The organism is Halococcus sp. IIIV-5B (genome assembly GCF_003602035.1).
GTDB lineage: Archaea > Halobacteriota > Halobacteria > Halobacteriales > Halococcaceae > Halococcus > Halococcus salsus.
Genome location: NZ_QZWE01000006.1, coordinates 1 through 18,798, shown reverse-complemented (window position 1 = coordinate 18,798; position 18,798 = coordinate 1). Strand labels below are relative to the sequence as shown.

Below are 18,798 nucleotides of genomic sequence, written 5' to 3'. Positions count from 1 at the left end.
GGTGAACCCACGGCTGCGGACATTGTGCGAGGGATGAGCACCGCAGGGAGTGAGCGAAGCGAACGAGCGAGGAGCGCAGTCGGTTGGGGAGGCGTGTGGCCGTCGCGGTGCGGTCTGCGGTTCTCGTTTGTGTCGGGATTCGCCGTCGACGAACCGGCATCCGAACCCGAAACAAGCGAAAAGCGTCGAATGGACGAACGAAATCACACACCCGATCTGCGCTCGATTCTCGACTATCAAAAGCGCTATACTCGGACTCCCGAAACCTCGCCCATGCCCCTCGCCGACGACGACCGCCGCCGGATAACCGAGCGGCTCGGTCGCGAGCCGACCCCCACCGAGAGCGTGCTGTTCGAGAACCTCTGGAGCGAGCACTGCGCCTACCGCTCCTCGCGGCCGCTCCTCACGAACTTCGAGAGCGAGGGCGAGCAGGTCGTGGTCGGCCCCGGCGACGACGCCGCCGTGGTCGGGTTGCCCACCGACGACGATGCGAGCGACCTCGCGATCACCCTCGGCATCGAGAGCCACAACCACCCCTCGTTCGTCGACCCCTACGACGGCGCGGCGACGGGCGTGGGCGGCATCGTTCGTGACACCCTCTCGATGGGGGCCTACCCCATCGCGCTCACGGACTCGCTTTACTTCGGCGACTTCGACCGTGAGCACACCCGCTACCTCCTCGACGGCGTGGTCGAGGGGATCGCCGACTACGGCAACGCCATCGGCGTGCCGACGGTGGGCGGGAGCCTCGCTTTCCACCCGGGTTACGAGGGCAACCCGCTGGTCAACGTGGCCTGTGTAGGCCTGCTCGACACCGAGCGGCTCGTCACCGCCGAGGCGCAGCGGCCCGGGAACGCGCTCGTGCTGGTCGGCAACGCGACCGGTCGCGACGGCCTCGGCGGGGCGAGCTTCGCGAGCGAGGACCTCGCCGAGGACGCCGAAACCGAGGAACGGCCGGCGGTGCAGGTGGGCGATCCCTACACCGAGAAGCTCCTGATCGAGGCGAACGAGCAGTTGATCGACGAGCGGTTGGTCGAGTCCGCCCGCGACCTCGGCGCGGCGGGACTCGGTGGGGCCTCCGCCGAGCTGGTCGCGAAGGGCGACCTCGGGGCCGACATCGACCTCGAAGCCGTCCACCAGCGCGAACCAGGGATGAACGCGGTCGAAATCCTGCTCGCCGAGAGCCAGGAACGGATGTGCTACGAGGTGGCTCCCGAAAACGTCGAGCGAGTGAGGGAAGTCGCCGAGCGGTTCGACCTGGGCTGTTCGGTCATCGGAGAGGTCGTCGAAGGGAACTACACCTGCTCGTTCGACGGCGACGCCGTGGTCGACGCCCCCGCCGAGTTCCTCGCCGACGGTGCGCCGGCCTACGACCTGCCGGCCGAACCACCCGCCGAACCCGACCGCGACCTACCGAACCCCGACCTCGAAACCGCGTTCGAGGAAGTAGTGGGGAGCCCGAACACCACGAGCCGGGAGTGGGTCTACCGCCAGTACGACCACGAAGTCGGCCTCCGGACGGCGCGCGGACCGGGCGACGACAGCGCGGTGCTCGCGATCCACGAAGCCAGCGAGGACGGCGAGGGGATCGGTCTCGCGCTCTCGGCGGGCGCGGAACCGAACTGGACCACCGCGAACCCGGAGGTCGGTGCGCGCGCGGTCGCGCTCGAAAACGCCACCAACCTCGCCGCGAAGGGCGCGACACCGCTCGCCGCGGTCGACTGCCTCAACGGCGGCAACCCCGAGAACCCCGGAACCTACGGCGGGTTCTCGGCCATCGTCGACGGCCTCGCGGGGATGTGTGCCGATCTGGATATCCCCGTCGTCGGGGGTAACGTCTCGCTCTACAACGACTCCACCGCGGGTCCGATCCCGCCGACGCCGACGCTCGCGATGGTCGGCGTCCGCGAGGGCTACGAAGCCCCGCCGACCGCCCTCCGCGGGGCCGGCGATCTCCTCTTGGTCGGCGGCGAGCTCGACGGCGATCCGGGCCTCGGCGGGTCCGAGTACCTCGCGCGGTTCGGCGGGTCCGACCGCTTCCCGAGCCTTCCCGACGATCCCCAAGCGTTCGTCACGGCGCTCGCGCGGGTGGCGAACGAGGAGACGACGACCGCGGTTCACGACGTGAGCCACGGCGGTCTCGCGGTGACGCTCGCGGAGATGGTCACGGCCGAAGCGGGGGCGGAGATCGACCTCGACAGCTGTGAGAACTCCGCCGCCGCACTGTTCGGCGAACGACCGGGTCGTGCCGTCGTCGAGACCGATGACCCGGAGAGGGTCAGAGCGGCGTTCGACGGGGTCGCGCCCGTCGACTCGATCGGGCGGAGCACCGACACCGGGCGATTCGACGTTCACGTGGACGGCGAGCGTCTCTCGATGGCTGCGGGAGCGATCGCGGAGCGCCGGGCGGTGCTCGACGCCGCGATGGAGTGATCACTCGGCGAGCGCCCGGCGGATCGCCACGGTCACCGGGGTCCGCTCGACCGGCACCAAGTCGCGGGGGCACGGATCCCGAACCACGACGGTGTTGTCGAGTCCCTCGATCAGCGAGGCGATCATGACCGTCGGAATACCCGTCAGCCGGTCGAGACAGTAGGTCGCGGTCGACCGCGGGAGCCACGAGACGGGCACCGTCAGCACCGTTCGGCCGGTGGCGCGGGCGACACGCAGGAGGAGTTCCTCGTAGGTCAGTACCTCTGGACCGCCGATATCGTAGGTCTCCCCACGGGTCTCCGGGGCGTCGAGCACGCCCGCGAGCGACGCCACGGCGTCGTCGATCGCGATCGGCTGACAGGTCGTCGTCACCGCCGCCGGGAGCGGCAGGACGGCGAACTGCGGGAGGCGTTCGACGAACTGTCGGAGGAGTTCGAAGCTCGCACCGCCCGCGCCGAGAACGACCGCCGCCCGGAGCACCGTGAGGTCGTAGTCGCCGTCCCGCAGCACGCCTTCGAGCGAGCGGCGCGACTGCAGGTGGGGAGAGAGCCCCTCGCTCGTTTCACCGAGCCCGCCGAGGTATATCACGCGCGAGACGTCCGCCGCGCTCGCCGCCCGCGCGAAGTTCCGGGCTGCACGCCGGTCGCGTGCCTCGAAGTCCGGCGACTCCATCGAGTGGACGAGGTAGTAGGCCGCCGTACAGTTCTCCAGAGCAGCGTCGAAGCTTCCGGGTTCGAGGAGGTCGCCCTCGACGACGTCGACTCCGTCGGGGCCATCGTAGCGTTCGGCGTTCCGGGTGAGCACGACGCAGTCGTGGCCGGCGGCGCGGAGGGCCGGGAGCAGCCGGCCGCCGATGAATCCCGTCGCGCCGGTCACCAGAACTCGCATACTCACCCGTCCGGGGGCGGGCGCATAATTCCTCGCCCCCAGGCAGACCGCGAGGCGCGGCTCGTGAGGACGAGGGTCGCAGAAGCGGGGAAGGGGACGGACTGGGATGGGTGATGCCAGCGAACGGGTCGTCCCCGTCGGTCCGGAGCCGGTCGGGCTCCATCGTATCCGTTTTCGAGACCCCGTAATAAACTTTCTGCACCGCTCCGGAGCCTTGTTCGTTCGGCGAGCCGCGCGGATCAAACACCCGGCAGCGGTGCCGTCGGGCACATCGACCGTGGGCTACGCGTCGGGTTCGTCGTCGTCGATGGAGTGGTCGAGGAACCAGCAGGGGTCCGCGGCGGTGAGGAAGTAGCCGGCGGTGTTCTCGGCCCGCAAATCCATCGGCTCCAGCGACGCCCCCGACGGTCAGTCGTCGGCGGTCGCCGAGGTACCGACCTCGATCTCGCCGGCGTCGAGTTCGTGTTCGACCTCGCGGGCGGCCTGGACCATGTTCGCGGTCTTGCCGTAGGCCACCTCGCGCGGCAGGAGCTTCAGCCCGCAGTCGGGGCTGACGGTGAGGCGTTCGGGCGGGACGAGTTCGAGTCCCTTCTTGATGTTCTCCTTGATCTCCGGAACGGACTCGACCGCCGCGACGTGGGCGTCGGTCACGCCGAGCGCGAGGTCGACCGTGAACTCGGGCTCTTTGAAGACGTCGAGCTGTTCGTAGTCGCCGTTGGCGAGCTCGACGTCGAACTCGTCGATCGGGAAGTCAAGGATCTCGGGGTAGATCCGGGAGTAGTCCCCGTAACAGACGTGGAGGCCGATCCGGACGTCCTCGGGGAGGTCGGCGACGATCCGGTCGAGCGCCTCGCCGACGATGGCGTGGTCGTCGGGCGTGGTGGCGAGCGCGGGCTCGTCGATCTGGATGTAGCGCGCACCCTGTTCGACAAGCTTCTGGATCTCTTCGTTCACGAGGTCCGCGAGCGCGAGCGCGAGGTCGCGGTCGTCGTCGTAGGCCTCGTTGAAACTCCAGCTCGCGAGGGTGTAGGGTCCCGTGATCGGTACCTTGACGGGCCGTTCGGTCGCCTCGTCCGTGAACTCGAACTCCGAGACCAGCCAGGGCTCGTCGTAGGCGACCGTGTCCGTCACGGAGGGTTTGTCGAAGTAGTTGTGGCCCCAGACCTTCACTGGTCCATTGAATTCGTAGCCCTCGATCCGCTCGGCGAAGAACTCCACCATCTCGTTCCGCCGCATCTCGCCGTCGACCACGACGTCGAGCCCCGCGCGCTCGTGCTCGTCGGTGATGACCCGAGCGGCGTCGTCGGCGGCCTCGGCCCAGTTGTCGTCGTCGAAGGGTCCGTCGGGGTCCTCGTACTGTTCGCGTACCCGGTCGAGCCACTTGGGTTTCGGGTAGCTCCCCACCACGGTGGTGAGGATGAAGTGCTCGTTCGGGTGATCGGCGGGTCGGAACTGCTCGCGGTTGTCGCTCATGCGTCGGCCTCCGCGAGCGCGGCCCCTTCGGCAAGCGCCTCGAATTTGGCTTTGGTTCGGTTCACTGGGAGGTAGAACAGCTCGGTGTTGGTGGTGAGGTAGGTCGTCTCGAAGTCGGCGGCCGGCACGTTCGACTCGACCCACGCGACCCGTTCGGCCACCTTCTCGGGGTCCTCGACCAGCGTGTTCTGGCCGTCGACGAGCCCGAGGGCGATGTCGTCCTTCGTGCCGTACTCGTTGATATTGTACAAATTGTCCTCGTGGTTGGTCACGAAGTCGTAGCCGACCGCGTCGACGTCGGCGTCGAGGACGTGGGCGTGGACCTTCTCGGTCAGCGCGCCCCAGTAGGTCTGGACCACCACGTCGGCGCTGGTCGCGTCGGCCACCGAATCGAGCGCCTCGCTCGCGCGCTCGGCGAGGTCGTCGTTCGGTGGGGCGGTCACCAGCGAGGGTTCGAGCACGAACACCGTCTCGACGTCGGGGAACGCCCGAACCTCGCCCGCGAGGAAGTTCGCGATGGCGTCGAGGAAGGCCGCCTCGTCGCCGTAGAACTCGTCGGTCGCGAGGTCGGCGAGGGAGTACGGCCCCGGAACCACGGCCTGAACGCTTTCGGGCGCGTTCGCCATCGCCACGAACGCGTCGAGGTCGTCGGCGAGGTCGCCGTCGAAGGTGAGCTCGCCCGAGACCACCGGCTCCCGGTAGAAGTTGTTGTTGTCGTAGTAGCGCACGATACCGCGCGTCTCGACCGCGTCGTGGACGCAGAGCGGGTGGGCGAGCATGTCGTCCCACCGGAGCTGGCCCTCCCCAACCCTGTGGAGCCCGGCGGTGGTCTGCCAGTCGGCGACCGCCGCGCGCGCCTCGTCGTAGACGTCGGTTATCTCCGCGCCCTCGTCGCCGTCGACGAGGTCCTCCTTCTGGTGGCCCTTCAGACTCCCCAATCGGTCCTTCGCCCAGTCCGGCAGCGGAAGGACACCCGGTGTCGTCGCAACGAGTTCCGTCATTGCCGACCCGACGTGATGCGGGTCTTTAATATTTTCTACTCCGAGTTATGCCCGATGGTTATCACACCGGATCGAGTCGGAGTATCACGAGCGTCTCGAAGGGGAACGAGTCCTCGGCGACGGCCGTCGCCTCGAAGCCCGCGCTCGCCGCGCGCTCGCGAACCACGTCGATGTCGGAGAGGCTGCTCACGAGGAGGAGAACGCGGCCGGACGGGGCGAGCACCCGACCGACGTCGGCGAGGAACGGTTCGATCACGGCTCGGCCCGTCTCGCCACCCGAGAGGGCGACCCCCATCCAGTCGTCGGCCTCGTCGTCGGGGTCGGTCGGGAGATACGGCGGGTTGAACGTCACGAGGTCGAACGAGTCGGGCGCGAACGGGGCGGTGAGGTCGCCACGGACGGTCTCGATACCGTGGTCGCGGGCCTCCCGACAGGCGTGGGGGTTCCGGTCGACGCCGATGGCCCAGGCCCCGGTCTCGGCCATCTCGTGGGCGACGTAGCCCGACCCGGTCCCGACGTCGAGCACGCGGTCGGTCGACGACGCGGCCTCGCGCGCGGCGCTCGCGAGGAGGGCCGAATCCTCCGCCGGCTGATAGACCCGGTCGCGTTCGCGGCGGGCGTCGAGCCCCATCACTCGCCCCCATCGGTGGCCGTGTCCGACCTCGGAACCGCCTCCGAAGCCATCTCGTCGATTTCGAAGGTGGCCTCCTCGCGCGCGCTGAGGGTGCGCTGTGGGTAGGGGATCGAGATCCCCTCGCGGTCGAAGGCGGCTTTCACGTCGGTGATGACGGCGGTCTTCGCCTTCCAGAGCCGCTGGGCGCTCGGGTCGCCGATCCACCACCGGAGTTCGAGGACGACCCCCGACTCCGCGAACCGTTTCGAGATGACGCGCGGGGTCGGTATCTCCCGCACCGCCTCGACGTCGGTCATCGCCTCCTGGGCGACCTCCATCGCTCGGTCGAGGTCGGTCTCGTAGTCGACACCGACTTCGAGATCGATCCGGAGGCGGTCGTTCTCCGAACGGTTCACCAGGGGATTGGAGGTGATCTCGTCGTTCGGGATCAGGACGTGCTCGTCGTCGAACGTCCGGAGTTTGGTGTTGACGATGGTGACGTCGCGCACGACGCCCTCGTGGTCTTCGACCTCGATCCAGTCGCCGACGTGGAACGGCCGCGAGAAGAGCAGGACGAAGCCCGCGGTGACCGCGCCGATTGTCTCCCGGCCCGCGAGCCCCACGACCGCCCCGAGAACGCCCGCGCTGAGGAAGAGGTTGCCGAGGCTGACGCCCCAGACCGCGAGCGAGATGAAGCCCGCGAGCACGAACACACCCACGTCGGCGACGTGGTAGGCCACCTCGCTCTGGTGGTCGGTGATCGCACCGTGTTCCTCCGAGAGACGGTCGATCGAGCGGTTCAGCAGTCGGACCAAGAGGTACGCGATCACGACCACCGAGATGATGAGGAGGATCCGGATCCCCGTCCAGGGTTTGATGCTCAACGCCCTTGTGATGAGGTGGGCGGCCCCGTCGGCCCGCCGCCAGATCACGGTGAGCAAGTAGACGGTGGCGACCACCCAGACCGCGACGAAACCCGCCTGGGAGGCCTCGGTGAGCCGGGAGCTGTAGCGGTTCTTGAACGGCCGTCCTGCACGGTCGACGAGGTAGACCACGATCCCGAGCAGTACCAACGCCCCGAGGGTTCCGAGCACACGTGCGCCTACCGAGGAGAAGTACGTCGTCTGGAGCCACCTGACGAAGCCGGTCGCGAGGATCACCGGCGACCACCCCCGGATCGCACGGTCGCTGTCGCGGGCCATCGGTTGGCGGGGAACGACCCCGCTCGTCCCGACCCGCTACAGCCGGTCGAACTCGGCACCGCCACACTTCGGACAGATCTGCTTTTGCTCGTCGAACTCCGTGAGACAGTCGACACACCGGTACCGCGTCGTCTCGTCGTCGGTGGACGCCGGGGAGAGGCTCTCCCGGATGTCCTCGATGATCGCCATGGGGCGTGGTAGGGTATCGGGGTCCTTCGGGTCGTTGCTTGAAACTGCCAGGTTCGAACGGTTGAGGGGGGCTTCAGCCACGGACCGGACGACGGCGTTCGAGTGGGGTGGCCGGAACGCGGGCGGTGCGGACGGCGTGGACCGCGAGCCGTCACACCGTGAGCCCTCCGTCCTCGATCGCGAGGGTCGTGAGCGCGGCGAACTCGTTGGGACGGAGCTCGCCCGCGCGGCTCCCGAGCAGGTCGTCGTCCGCGGCCGCGACGACGGCCGCCGCGTCGTCGATACCGGTGATGTGGGTGGTGTTGCGGATCGCGTTGCGCATCGTCTTTCGGCGCTGGGTGAACACCCCGCGGACGAACGCGAAGAAGGCGTCCTCGGGGACCTCGTAGTCGGGCTCGCGCGGCGTGGTCCGTACCACCGCGCTCTCGACGGCGGGCGGTGGCGAGAACGCCTCGCGCGGGACGCGCTCGACGATCTCGGCGTCGGCGTAGTGACCCGCCGTCACCGACAGCCGGCCGTATTCCGAGGTTCCCGGCTCGGCGACCATCCGCTTGGCGAACTCCGCCTGCACCATCACCACCAGCGGGCGCTCTCGCGGCAGGAGACGGAACAAGAGCTCGCTCGAACTCCCGTAGGGGAGGTTCGAGACCGAGGCGGAGAACTCGGGCAGGTCGACGTCGAGCGTGTCGCCGGCGACCACGTCGAGCCGCCCGGCATCGACCGCGCTCGCGAACTCCTCGCGGAGGAACTCCACGAGGCGGACGTCCCGCTCGACGGCGGTCACGTGCTCGGCGTCGGCGAGCAGTCGGTCGGTCAGCCCGCCGGTGCCCGCCCCGACCTCGAGGACGTGGCTCGTGTCGAACTCGGTTGCGTACTCGGGAAGGCGGTCGAGCACCCGGTCGTCGACGAGGAAGTGCTGGTCCTGGTTCCGGTCGCCGCGGACGCCCGCCCGCGCCAGCAACGCGTCGGGGTCGCGCCGGGCTCGCGAACCCTCGGGTTCGGTCATTGAGTGGGTTTGTTGCCCGCCAGATGTAAAACCTCCCGCTCTCGGTCGTGCGCGTGGTCTCGGCGGCCAACACTGATACCGCCCGACCATCGAAACGGGACATGCCGGTTCCGAACTATCCCGACAAACACGGTGCGTCGGCGTATCTCACGCCAAGCGCCTTCCACGAGGCGAAGGACGTTGCCGTCAGCGACATACCGGAAGCGGTCGTCCTCTGTTATCAACCACCGTTCTTCGACCACGTCGTCGAAGCACACACCGAAGCCGAGGTCGAATACCCGGGTGCCGGTCGACTTCATTCGCTATCGGGAACCGACGGCCGGGTCGGCGTTCTCGGCGGCTTCGGGATCGGCGGACCGGTGACGGCCATCGCCATGGAACACCTCATCGAGCTCGGAACCGAGCGGTTCTGTGTCCTCGGTGGCTGCGGTGGTCTGGGCGGAAACGTCGCACCGGGTGAACCGGTCGTCTGTGACCGCGCGATCCGTGACGACGGCGTTTCACACCACTATCTCCCGCCGGAGCGGTACGCCGACGCGAGCGAACGACTCGTGAGCGTGCTGGCGGACACGTTCGACGACACCGACGTCGACCACCGAACCGGTTCGTCGTGGACCACCGACGCGATCTTCCGCGAGACGGTCCCCGAGATCGAACACTACCGCGACGAAGGCGTGCTCGCCGTCGAGATGGAGGCCGCGACGGTGTTCGCGGTCGCGGAGTACCGGGACGTGGATGCCGCGGCGGTGCTCCGTCCGTTCGACCTCGTGCTGGCCGATGACTGGGAACCGAAAACGGGGTCGACGATCGACGGATTAGCGGCCCTCTTGACACCGGTTCGGGATGCGCTCGTCGCGGATATCGAAACACACGGCTCGGTGTCGAACGCCGCGTGACGTCACTCCTCGACCGGTTCGCGTCCCACGAAGATCCGATACTTCAGGTCCTCGTCCCGGAGCTCTTCGAGGATCCGTTCGACGAGGATCTCCTTCGGGCGGTGGAGGCCCGCGACGCGTTCTTCGAGGTCGTCGAAGCTCTCGAACGGGGTTCGTTTCCGTTCGTCGAGGATCGAGTTCCGGAGCTTCTTGCCGATCCCCGGGAGGAGGTTGAGCTGGTGGAGCCGGAGGCTGATCGGCTGGGCGTCGTTGTAGAAGTCGACGAACCGGGTCTCCTCGCGGTCGATGAGGTCCTCGACGGCGTACTCGAGCTCCGAGCGCGCGGCGCTCGAGACGTCCTCGAAGGTCACGGTCCGGAAGCGCTCGACGCTCTCGCCGTCGGTGCGAACCCGGTCGCTGAAACCGATGTCGGTCTCGCCGGCGAGCGTGAGTTCGACGAGCGAGAAGTCGGTCTCACGGAGACAGTAGGCGAGCGGGGACTTCCGATTGGGCGGGCGGTCGTCGTCGGCACGGCCGTTCGGGAGGAGGTCGAGCACGACGACACGGCGGTCGTCCGTATCACCGCTCTGTTTGGCGTCGCTCATGCCGGTCCCGTACGCCGAGGACGCACTTAAATTCGCGCCGGCTCAGGCGTACCGAGCGACGACGTCGAGCACCTCGTCGAGCTCGTCGCCCGAGAGGGAGTAGCGCTCCTGGGCGAACACCGCCCGGAGCTCGTCGCGGTTGGCGGGTTTGAGGTTCGCGATCTTGTACGCCGTGGGCTCGTTGATCTTCTCGAAGTCGTCGAGTTCGTCGACGAACTCCTGGGACTCCTCGACCGTGAGCTCGGAGAACCGGTTGACGTGCTCGATCGCGCGGTGGAGCTCGTAGCGCAGCTCCCGGTCGGGGTCGGCGGCGCGTTCGGCCTCGATGTCGGCGAGGAGCTCCTTGGTCTCGGCGAGCGTGAGGTACTCCTCGTCGAGTTTCCGCTTGAAGATCGTCATTCCTGGCGGCGGAGGTGGGCGGGGATCGCGATCAGGGTCTTGTCCTTGCCGCCGTCGTTGATCCGAACCCGGTAGGCCCGACCCTGTCGACCGAGCACCTCGCCGGTGTGGCCGTTGAAGCGGGGGTGGAACCGACCGTCGGGAACGCTGGGGTCAAGACGAAGGTGGACGCGTTCGCCCTCGTCGAAGTCCTCGATGGCGCGCTGGGGCGGCGAGGTGCCGCGGTCGCGCGGGTCGTTCGAGAGCTTATTCCGGGTCTTCTTGAGGGGTCCCTTGGAGTTGGGCATGGTAGAACCGGGTTATGCGTCGGCGGCCATAAAACGTGCGTTCTCCCGTCGCTCAGATCCGGCCGACGTTCTCGACCGCGACGCTCTCGACACGGTCGAGGGCGGCGAAGGCCTCCTCGACGGACTCCGTCCCGCCCGCGTCGTCGGGAACGATGACGGTGGGGAGCAGCGCGACCAGCCCGAAGGCGACGTCGTCGCGCTCGAAGCCGTTGATCTTCGCGCCCTCCGGCAGGCTCTCCTCGAGCTCGTCCTGGAGGTCGTCGAGGTCGACGTCGGGACTTTCGGGCATCACCTTGAGTTTCGCGGCGACTTTCCCCATTTTACGGCCCCGTGAAGCCACACCGCGGGCATTCGTAGAGGGTGCTCTGCTTGCGGCAGTTGGCGTCGCGGTAGATCTGGTGGCCACAGTCGGGACACGGGAACTTCGCGGCGTTGGTCCCGGAGATGTTGGTCCCACACGAGACACAGGTCCGCGCGGGCGTACCGTCGGCATCGCTCTGACTCATACCGGGACGTGTGTACCCGCGGGTTAAATCCTGTCGAAACCGCGCGGACCGGAGCCGTGACGGCGACGGCACTGCTGGCGGGTGTAACGGCCAAAAAGCGGTGAGTTGGGTGTTCTACGAGTCGATGAGCGGCGTGACGATGCCGAGCACCTGGTCCTTGTCGCGGGCCGGGTTGAACGCGTTCGGCGCGGCGCGCTGGAGGTTGAGGACGTTGAAGAACGTCGAGTGGTTGGCCTCCACGCTGTGGATCGAGAGCGCCGCCGCGAGCACGTCGTCGTTCTCGATGTACGGCGCGGCACCTGCGTAGGCCGAGACGCCGACCGCCTCGATGCGGTCCGAAAGGGCAACGAACTCCTCCATCGAGTCGTAGGGGAAGGTGTACTCCGCGGCCTCGACAGGCGTGCCGCCGAGGTCGGAGATGGTCTGGCTCAGCGCGTCGACGTGCTGGGCCTCGTGATCCGCGACGTCCTCGATCTGCTGGTAGAGCGAGTAGCGGAGGGTGGGTCGAGCGAAGTACTGGGCCACTGCCGACCTCTCGACGTCGCTCTCGGAGTGCTCTTCGAGGAACTCGGCGTAGTAGGTGGCTTCGAGGTGTTCGAGCGTCAGCGCGTAGTTCAGGATGTCGACGTCGCTGGACTCGTGGAATGCGCTCGCGGTCCCGGCCCCCACGGCCGAGAGCGCGACGGCACCGACGCCGACCTTCGCGGCGTCGCCCATGAACTTTCGGCGCGAACCCAGCTTCTCGGTCATCGTCTCGAAGAAATCGAGCGGTCCGTCGGACTCCTCACGTACGGTGTTTTCGTCTGTCATTTGAGTCACGTGCGTTGCCGCACGGTTATCATCCGCCGAACGAGGGTATGAAAGTATGCCACAAACACACCCAAATTCATCCAGATTTGATGGGTTCGGGGCTCCGTCGCGGGAACCGGACGGCTTTTGCGCGCGAGTTCGAAAGGCCACCCCATGACAGAGGGATGGTTCGCGGGGCTCGCGTCCGACGACCCCGCGGCCCGCGACCGCATCCGGGAGGGGAGCGCGGACGTCCCGGCCGACTGGCCCGCGCTGGCGGTCGAGGCCGGCTTCGCCGCCGACGAGGACGAGTACTACGCGGCGCTTCACGACACGGCCACCGAGGCGGCCCGGACGGCCGCGACCGAACGCGAGCGCGCCGACGACCGCCAGGTCATCCACGCGGTTCGCGCGATGGACGACACCGAACGGACGGCGAACGAACTCGCCGAACGCGTCGCCGAGTGGGCGGGGAGCCGCTCGGACGACGCGGGAACCGGGGTCGAGTTCTGCCGCGAACTCGCCCACGAGGACGCCGACGACCCCACGGACGAACGGGTCCGGTCGCTCGCGGGTCGCGCGGTCGCGCTCGACGACGAACGCGCCGCGCTCGAAACGTTCCTCGAACGGGCCCTCCCGACGGTCGCCCCGAACCTCACGGCGCTCGCGGGACCGACGCTCGCGGCCCGCCTCCTCTCGCTCGCCGGTGGGCTGAAATCGCTGGCGAGAACGTCGAGCAGCACCGTCCAGCTCCTCGGTGCGGAGGAGGCCCTGTTCGCCCACCTTCGAGGCACCGCCCCCTCGCCGAAACACGGCGTGATCTACGTCCACGAGTCCGTCCGCGGGACCCGGCCCGAAAAACGCGGGTCGGCCGCGCGGGCGCTCGCCGGGAAGCTCACGATCGCCGCCCGGATCGACCACTACGCCGGCGACCGCCGGCCCGAACTCGACGACGAACTGGCCTACCGGATCGCCCAGATCAGGGGCAATACGGAGGCAACCGATGGATCTGCCTGAGGGGGTCGAATATCAAGAATTCGACGGCGAGGAGCGCCTCGCGACCCGTGGCGAACCGGTGTACGGCGAACCGACCGCCGAGGGCTGGCGCGCGTGGGACGCCCGGCGCTCGAAACTCGGCGCGATGTACGAACGCGGGATGGATCCCGGACTCCAGGACGGCGACCGGGTACTCTACCTCGGCGCGGCGAACGGCACCACCGCGAGCCACGTCGCCGACGTCGCGCGGGTGGTCTACGCGGTCGAGTTCGCCGCCCGCCCGATGCGCGACCTCGTCGACGTGGCCGGGACACGTGATGCCCTGGTCCCGCTCCTGAAGGACGCGCGGAAACCCGCGAGCTACGGTCACGTCGTCGAGGCCGACCTCGACGTACTCGTTCAGGACGTGGCGACTCGGGGGCAGGCGCGCGTCGCGTGTGCGAACCGACGGTTCCTCGCCGACGACGGCCGGCTGGCCGCGGTGGTCAAGGCTCGAAGCGAGGACACCGTCCGCGACCCCGAGGCGGTCTTCGAGGACGCGCTCGACGACCTCCGGAACGAGTATCGGGTCCTCGAAACGAAACGGCTCGACCCGTTCCACGCCGACCATCTTGCGGTGGTCGCCGAGCCGCGCTGACCCGTCGCTTCGCCGTCCGCTGTTTTGGGGAGCCGGCTCCCCTCACCACAAAGCACTTACCAGATGGGTAGTTCCTTCGAGGCAGACGCCGACGAATGATGCCACGACTGCCCCCCGATCGCCAGTCCACGGACCAGCAGCCGCTGCAGCCGGGAGCCGCGAATCGCGGAACCGCCGACGGTCACCGTGCGGACCGACCGTGACGAGCCCACGACGCCGTCGGATCGGCGTGGCGCTCGTCGCGTTGGTCGTTCTCGCGACGGTCGCCGGCGTGATGGCCCTCCCGACGAGCGCTCAGGACGCCGGTAACGCGACCGAAACCGCGACCTTCAACCGCTCGACCGTCGCCGAGCACCGCGGCGATATCGCCGCGATCCCGGTGACCCTCGCGGGGACGACGAGCGCGACCGTCACGGTCGGGAGTGGGGCGGTCAACTACGCGACCAACGTGACGGTCAACGACACCGACGGCGACGGGCAGGTCACGCTGCGCATGAACACCTACCTCGCGGGGACGGGGGAAAACGAGAGCGAAGTCTACCGCGCCGGCAACGACACTGTGACCGAGACGAACCGCACCACTGAACCGCTCGACGCCCCACTCGAAGTCAGCACGTACAACCTCTCGGTCGCGGTCGACGGTCGCGAGACCGACACCGCGTCGCTCGAACTCATGGGTCGGACGGACGGCGACCTCGCGACGTGGACCGCGCCGGCGGCGAGCTTCGACAACGTCACCACCGCGCGCGACGTGGCCACCGCGGTCAACGCCGGCCGGATCACGACGACCGACTCGGTCGCGAACGGCGACGTCGCGGTGAACCAGTTCCGCGTCTCCGGGGTCTACGGTGTGCTCGCGGCCTCGAACTTCTCGACGCTCGTCGAGACCGGGACGCTCGACTTCTCGATGGTGCAGACCAACCCCGAGACCAACCGACCGCCCAAACGCCTCGACCTGGCACGGAGCCTCGAAAACGACTCGATACGGGTGATCCCCGACGGCGGGAACGACGTGCTCTACGTCAACGTCAACACCACCACGGCGGTCTTCGAGAACGGGAGCCTCGCCGCGGGCGACGAGTTCGAAACCGCACTCACGCTCAACGGCAGCGAGGGCTTCGCGGGCGACGACCGAACCGTCTCGGCGAACGTCACCGTGGTCGGGGCCGAACTCGGGTTGGGGGCGCTCTCGCTCTCGGCCGACACCAATCAGACGGTGCGGGGAACAACGAGCGTCGCGCCCGGCAGCGAGGTGACGGTCCGCCTCCAGCGGAACGCCTCCGACTCGTTCGTCAAGACCAACACCACGCGGGTGAAGCCCAACGGAAGCTTCGCCGCGACGTTCAACCTCTCGCAGGTCGGGGCCAGAACGCCGGTGATGGTCGAGGCCACCGGGCCGCTCAACACCAGCGACAGCACGAGCACGATCGTCCGGGCGAGACAGTCGACCGACACCGCCGGCGGGACCGCCGCGGTGTCGCTCGCCGACCAGACCACCGGCGGCGAGACGATCCGCCTCGACAGCGTGACGCTGCCCGCCGGCGGCTTCGTGGTCGTCAACGCCTCGAACGGCACCACCGAACGGCTCGTCGGGGTGTCGAGCTACCTCGAGAACGGCACCAGCCGGAACGTGACCGTCCAGCTCGATCGGCCGCTCGACGACGACGCTCGGGTACGCGCGGTGGTCCACACCGACTCGAACGAGAACCAGGTCTACGACTTCGCGAGCGCGAACGGGACCCAGGACCGCCCGTACACCGTCGACGGAACCCCGGTGGCGGCGAGCGCGCGGGCGACCGTCGTGGAGACCACCCAGCGCCCGGACACGGGCGCGAACGCGTCGACCGCCCCGAACGCGACGGGGACGCTCGTGGCCACGACGGCTGGCGGTGACACGGCGGGGACGACGATGGGAGCCGGGACGACGGACGAGACCGGCCCCGGTCTCGGTCCGGTAGTCGCCGTTCTCGCGGTGCTGGTCGCGGGCCTGGTCGCGTGGCGCGTGCGCTGAGACGAGTCGGAGCGGCAGGAGTGACGCCGGCGCGAGGGGACGATCGTGGTGGCGAAAACGACAACACCTATTGCCCGCATCGACCTACCACCGGTGAATGATCGACGCGGTGCTCTCGGCGCTCGCGTGGGTGGGTCGGTTCGCCGACGCGCTCGCGTGGCTGTCGGTTCTGACCTTCGTCGCCGGCGCGCTCCTCGCGTGGCGCGACAGCCGGTTCGCACGACCCGTCACGGTCGCGGGGTGGGTGGTCTTCGCCGCGTTCTGGTTCTCGGTGTTCCATCACTTCGCGTTCGTCCAGAAGAGCATCATCGAGGGGATCGGAACGCTGGTCGCGGTGCCGGCGAGCCTCTACGCGGGGCTGTTGCTCGCCCGCGGCCGTGATTCGCTGTTCGTGCTCTCGCGGGCGGTCGCCGCGATGGGGGTCGTCTTCTTCCCGTTCGAGTCGATCCCGGTCCTGACGGAGTTCCTGATCGAGACCGTCACCGCCCAGACCGCCTTCCTGATGGGGCTGCTGGGGGCCGACCCCACGGTGGTTCCGGGCACGATGGTCCCGAGCGGCGGTCACCCAGACTACCACAGCACCTTCTGGTTCGTCACCGACGGCCACACCATCACCTACACCATCCTGATCGCGTGTACGGGCATCGGCAGCATGGCGATCTTCGCGGGGCTCATCGCGGCGGCCGACGCGCCGCTCTCGCGCAAGCTCCGCGCGCTCGCGGTCTCGATCCCCGTTATCTACGGGCTGAACCTCGTCCGGAACGTCTTCATCGGGCTCGGGTTCGGCCTCCAGAAGTTCGACGTCTTCCCGAACCTCGTGATGACGGTCTTCGGCACCGACGACCCCTACAAGGTCTCGTACTTCGTCGCGGACCGCGTGCTCGCCCAGAGCCTCTCGGTGGTCGCGCTGGTCGCCATCACCTGGATCGTGGTCCGAGAGCTCCCCGAGGTGATGGTGGTGATAGAGGACGTGCTCTTCATGGCCACCGGCACCGAGTACGACCTCCGCGGACAGCTCGGCTGACCCGAAGTAGCCGTATTCGACCCGGTAATGGGCGGAGCGCCGGGTGCGCCGCTCACCGACCCTCCTGGTACCGCAGGACCGCCGTGACCGCGCGCACGACCACGTAGGGCAGCACGACCGGCATGGTCAGCAGGCACGCGAACGCGGCGAGCAGCACGGCCACGCCGGGAGCGGAGAGCGCGAACGCCATCACCCAGACCAGACCAGTCGTGACGGCCACGACCGCCAGCATCCTCGTGGGACGTTCGGCCGCCGTGGCTCGTCGGACAGCGCCCGCGCGCCAGTCGTTCGTCGCGTTCGATTCGAGCGTCGAGTCGTCGGTTCGTTGCATGGATTCTCCGTCGGGTGCGTCGTTCGTGCGGCCCCGCTCGACCCACCCGCGACCCTCGGACGACACAGCGATGCCTCTCACGGGACCACTGCGCCGTCGCGAACCGGCAGCGAGTCGTCGCCGGTTCGTGGTCGCGGGCTGGCGAGGGACCGAGCCCTCCCCCGACATCGAGGCAGGGGGGTCGATCCCGGATCGAGCGGGGCGGTGCGTTCGTCCCGCCGTCGAGGAACCGTCGCCGTCGAGGGCGGGACCGATCCGTCATCGGACAGTCGGCCCGAACGGCCGCGCGGCTCCGGTTCGGGACCCAGTCACGACAGGAAGCAGACGAGAACGCCGCAGTCCTCCCCGACACTTCGAGGCTTCGCTCGCCGGTCGATGGCGAGAGAAACCGGCCGCGTGGGTTCGAAACCGGGTGGCCTACGCGGACCGGGTGGGGACGAACTGCGCGAGGTGGACCGTGACCGAGTCAGCCCGCATTCCACCGCGTCCCGTCGCCGGGGAACCGCGATTGCCGTTCCAGCAGGTATCCGAGGGCGTGCCGGACGTGGGTGTGCCGTCGAAAGCACACCAGTCGTGTGGAATGCGGGTCATCGTCGGTCGGTGTCACCTCGTGCCCGGCACAGCGCCGGGCGGATGACGTAACCTGATCGATTCGAGTGTCAGTAATAAAACTACTGCGGGACGCGATAGCGTGACAGGTCCACGAACGAACACGAGCCGACAGATCTGGCTATCTCACCCGAGTACCGTGAGGAAGACGAACAGCGACCCCATCGAGACCAGCGTGGTGAGGAAGACGTTGAGCGAGGCGAACGCCTCGTCGCCGCCGAGCTCGTTGGCGAAGACGAACGTCGAGACCGCCGTGGGGGTCGCGAACATCACGACGCCGGCGGTGAACGTCGCGGTGTCGGCGTGGAGGGTCGAGAAGACCGCCCACGCGAGCGCCGGCATTACGAGGATCTTGAGGCCGACGACCCCAGCGACCGCGCCGACGTCCACCGCCGGAAGGTCGATCTCGAGCGACGAGCCGACACACAGCAGCGCCAGCGGGAGCGCGAACTGGCCGAGGAGGTCGAGCCCGCCGGCGACCGCGCCGGGAACCGGGATCCCGAGCGAGCCGACGCCGAGACCGGCGACCAACGCGATCAGCACTGGCGTGGTGAGGATCCGACGGATCTCGTGCCGAAGCGTGGTGTCGGCCCCGTTGATCGACGAGAGCACGAACACCGTCAGCGGGATCTGCACCAGCGAGACCATCCCGAGGATCGCGCTCGCGGCGGCGGTGACGTGGTCGTTGAACGTCGCGGCGACCAGCGGGACGCCGAGATAGCCGAGGTTCGAGTGGTAGGACTGCACCGTCGCGACGCTCCGTCGGGCGCTCGCGTCGTGGCGACGGTGGACGACGAACGCGACCGCCACGGTCCCGAAGAAGACGGCGAACACCCCGACCACGAGCGCGGGCGAGAGGATCTCGCTCACCGAGCGGGAGTAGGTCGAGACGAAGATCAGCGCCGGGAGCGCGACGTAGTAGGC

The 18,798-nt window shown here is 68.5% G+C and carries 22 protein-coding genes; 7 read left to right on the top strand and 15 right to left on the bottom strand.

The genetic code is table 11. From position 1 onward, the window contains the following. The first annotated feature begins 273 nt into the window (after positions 1 to 273). Positions 274 to 2,433 carry a phosphoribosylformylglycinamidine synthase subunit PurL gene (gene purL, locus D3261_RS06030; RefSeq protein WP_120070269.1) on the top strand — a complete coding sequence of 720 codons (2,160 nt, stop codon included), beginning with the start codon at positions 274 to 276 and terminating at the stop codon, positions 2,431 to 2,433. Here the strand turns inward: purL and D3261_RS06025 are convergent, their stop codons facing one another. From D3261_RS06025 to D3261_RS05995, 7 genes are all read right to left on the bottom strand, one after another. Further along, positions 2,434 to 3,321 (bottom strand): NAD(P)H-binding protein, encoded by an 888-nt coding sequence (locus tag D3261_RS06025; protein ID WP_120070266.1) that lies wholly within the window; start codon positions 3,319 to 3,321, stop codon positions 2,434 to 2,436. A 408-nt stretch (positions 3,322 to 3,729) separates the two neighbouring features. Further along, entirely contained in the window at positions 3,730 to 4,794 is a 1,065-nt protein-coding gene (locus D3261_RS06015) for a methionine synthase (protein WP_120070264.1), read from the bottom strand. After that, positions 4,791 to 5,795 carry a 5-methyltetrahydropteroyltriglutamate--homocysteine methyltransferase gene (locus tag D3261_RS06010; protein ID WP_120070262.1) on the bottom strand — a complete coding sequence of 335 codons (1,005 nt, stop codon included), beginning with the start codon at positions 5,793 to 5,795 and terminating at the stop codon, positions 4,791 to 4,793. The genes D3261_RS06015 and D3261_RS06010 overlap by 4 nt, the downstream gene beginning before the upstream one ends. A gap of 61 nt (positions 5,796 to 5,856) precedes the next feature. Then, positions 5,857 to 6,426, bottom strand: a complete 570-nt coding sequence (locus tag D3261_RS06005) for a HemK2/MTQ2 family protein methyltransferase (protein WP_120070259.1) — start codon at positions 6,424 to 6,426, stop codon at positions 5,857 to 5,859. Beyond that, entirely contained in the window at positions 6,426 to 7,610 is a 1,185-nt protein-coding gene (locus D3261_RS06000; RefSeq protein ID WP_233553905.1) for a mechanosensitive ion channel family protein, read from the bottom strand. The genes D3261_RS06005 and D3261_RS06000 overlap by 1 nt, the downstream gene beginning before the upstream one ends. A 36-nt stretch (positions 7,611 to 7,646) precedes the next feature. After that, entirely contained in the window at positions 7,647 to 7,880 is a 234-nt protein-coding gene (locus D3261_RS19690; RefSeq protein ID WP_147464933.1) for a hypothetical protein, read from the bottom strand. Positions 7,881 to 7,950: 70 nt separating this feature from the next. After that, complete coding sequence (locus D3261_RS05995; RefSeq protein ID WP_120070257.1) at positions 7,951 to 8,805, bottom strand: 16S ribosomal RNA methyltransferase A; 855 nt, start codon at positions 8,803 to 8,805, stop codon at positions 7,951 to 7,953. 101 nt (positions 8,806 to 8,906) lie between these two features. Between D3261_RS05995 and D3261_RS05990 the strand changes: the two genes are divergently transcribed. Further along, positions 8,907 to 9,701 (top strand): phosphorylase, encoded by a 795-nt coding sequence (locus tag D3261_RS05990; protein ID WP_120070254.1) that lies wholly within the window; start codon positions 8,907 to 8,909, stop codon positions 9,699 to 9,701. Between the two features lie 2 nt (positions 9,702 to 9,703). Here the strand turns inward: D3261_RS05990 and D3261_RS05985 are convergent, their stop codons facing one another. From D3261_RS05985 to D3261_RS05960, 6 genes are all read right to left on the bottom strand, one after another. After that, a complete protein-coding gene (locus D3261_RS05985) occupies positions 9,704 to 10,285 on the bottom strand; it encodes a DUF655 domain-containing protein (RefSeq protein WP_120070251.1) in 582 nt (193 codons plus the stop codon). Positions 10,286 to 10,327: 42 nt separating this feature from the next. Further along, complete coding sequence (locus D3261_RS05980; protein WP_120070248.1) at positions 10,328 to 10,684, bottom strand: RNA polymerase Rpb4 family protein; 357 nt, start codon at positions 10,682 to 10,684, stop codon at positions 10,328 to 10,330. Further along, positions 10,681 to 10,971: a 50S ribosomal protein L21e gene (locus D3261_RS05975; protein ID WP_120070246.1), complete on the bottom strand. Its 291-nt coding sequence runs from the start codon at positions 10,969 to 10,971 to the stop codon at positions 10,681 to 10,683. The genes D3261_RS05980 and D3261_RS05975 overlap by 4 nt, the downstream gene beginning before the upstream one ends. 52 nt (positions 10,972 to 11,023) lie before the next feature. Then, a complete protein-coding gene (locus D3261_RS05970; RefSeq protein WP_120070243.1) occupies positions 11,024 to 11,290 on the bottom strand; it encodes an elongation factor 1-beta in 267 nt (88 codons plus the stop codon). Position 11,291: 1 nt separating this feature from the next. Next, complete coding sequence (locus D3261_RS05965) at positions 11,292 to 11,477, bottom strand: HVO_2753 family zinc finger protein (RefSeq protein ID WP_120070240.1); 186 nt, start codon at positions 11,475 to 11,477, stop codon at positions 11,292 to 11,294. A gap of 114 nt (positions 11,478 to 11,591) precedes the next feature. Continuing rightward, positions 11,592 to 12,287 (bottom strand): ferritin-like domain-containing protein, encoded by a 696-nt coding sequence (locus D3261_RS05960; RefSeq protein ID WP_120070237.1) that lies wholly within the window; start codon positions 12,285 to 12,287, stop codon positions 11,592 to 11,594. A gap of 153 nt (positions 12,288 to 12,440) precedes the next feature. On the opposite strand from D3261_RS05960, the gene D3261_RS05955 reads away from it, so the two are divergent. From D3261_RS05955 to artA, 4 genes are all read left to right on the top strand, one after another. Next, complete coding sequence (locus D3261_RS05955; protein ID WP_120070235.1) at positions 12,441 to 13,283, top strand: NOP5/NOP56 family protein; 843 nt, start codon at positions 12,441 to 12,443, stop codon at positions 13,281 to 13,283. Then, complete coding sequence (locus D3261_RS05950) at positions 13,270 to 13,899, top strand: fibrillarin-like rRNA/tRNA 2'-O-methyltransferase (RefSeq protein WP_120070233.1); 630 nt, start codon at positions 13,270 to 13,272, stop codon at positions 13,897 to 13,899. Before D3261_RS05955 ends, D3261_RS05950 begins: the two co-directional genes overlap by 14 nt. A 199-nt stretch (positions 13,900 to 14,098) precedes the next feature. After that, on the top strand, positions 14,099 to 15,910 hold the full coding sequence (locus D3261_RS05945) for a BGTF surface domain-containing protein (protein ID WP_233553904.1): 1,812 nt from the start codon (positions 14,099 to 14,101) through the stop codon (positions 15,908 to 15,910). A 97-nt stretch (positions 15,911 to 16,007) separates the two neighbouring features. After that, positions 16,008 to 16,934 carry an archaeosortase A gene (gene artA, locus D3261_RS05940; RefSeq protein ID WP_120070228.1) on the top strand — a complete coding sequence of 309 codons (927 nt, stop codon included), beginning with the start codon at positions 16,008 to 16,010 and terminating at the stop codon, positions 16,932 to 16,934. A 52-nt stretch (positions 16,935 to 16,986) separates the two neighbouring features. On the opposite strand, the gene D3261_RS05935 is transcribed toward artA, so the two are convergent. Then, a complete protein-coding gene (locus D3261_RS05935; RefSeq protein WP_120070624.1) occupies positions 16,987 to 17,265 on the bottom strand; it encodes a hypothetical protein in 279 nt (92 codons plus the stop codon). Between the two features lie 457 nt (positions 17,266 to 17,722). On the opposite strand from D3261_RS05935, the gene D3261_RS20655 reads away from it, so the two are divergent. Continuing rightward, a complete protein-coding gene (locus tag D3261_RS20655) occupies positions 17,723 to 17,902 on the top strand; it encodes a hypothetical protein (protein ID WP_233553903.1) in 180 nt (59 codons plus the stop codon). 98 nt (positions 17,903 to 18,000) lie between these two features. Here the strand turns inward: D3261_RS20655 and D3261_RS05930 are convergent. Next, on the bottom strand, positions 18,001 to 18,798 hold a 798-nt coding region (locus tag D3261_RS05930), incomplete at its 5' end, for an AEC family transporter (RefSeq protein WP_120070225.1).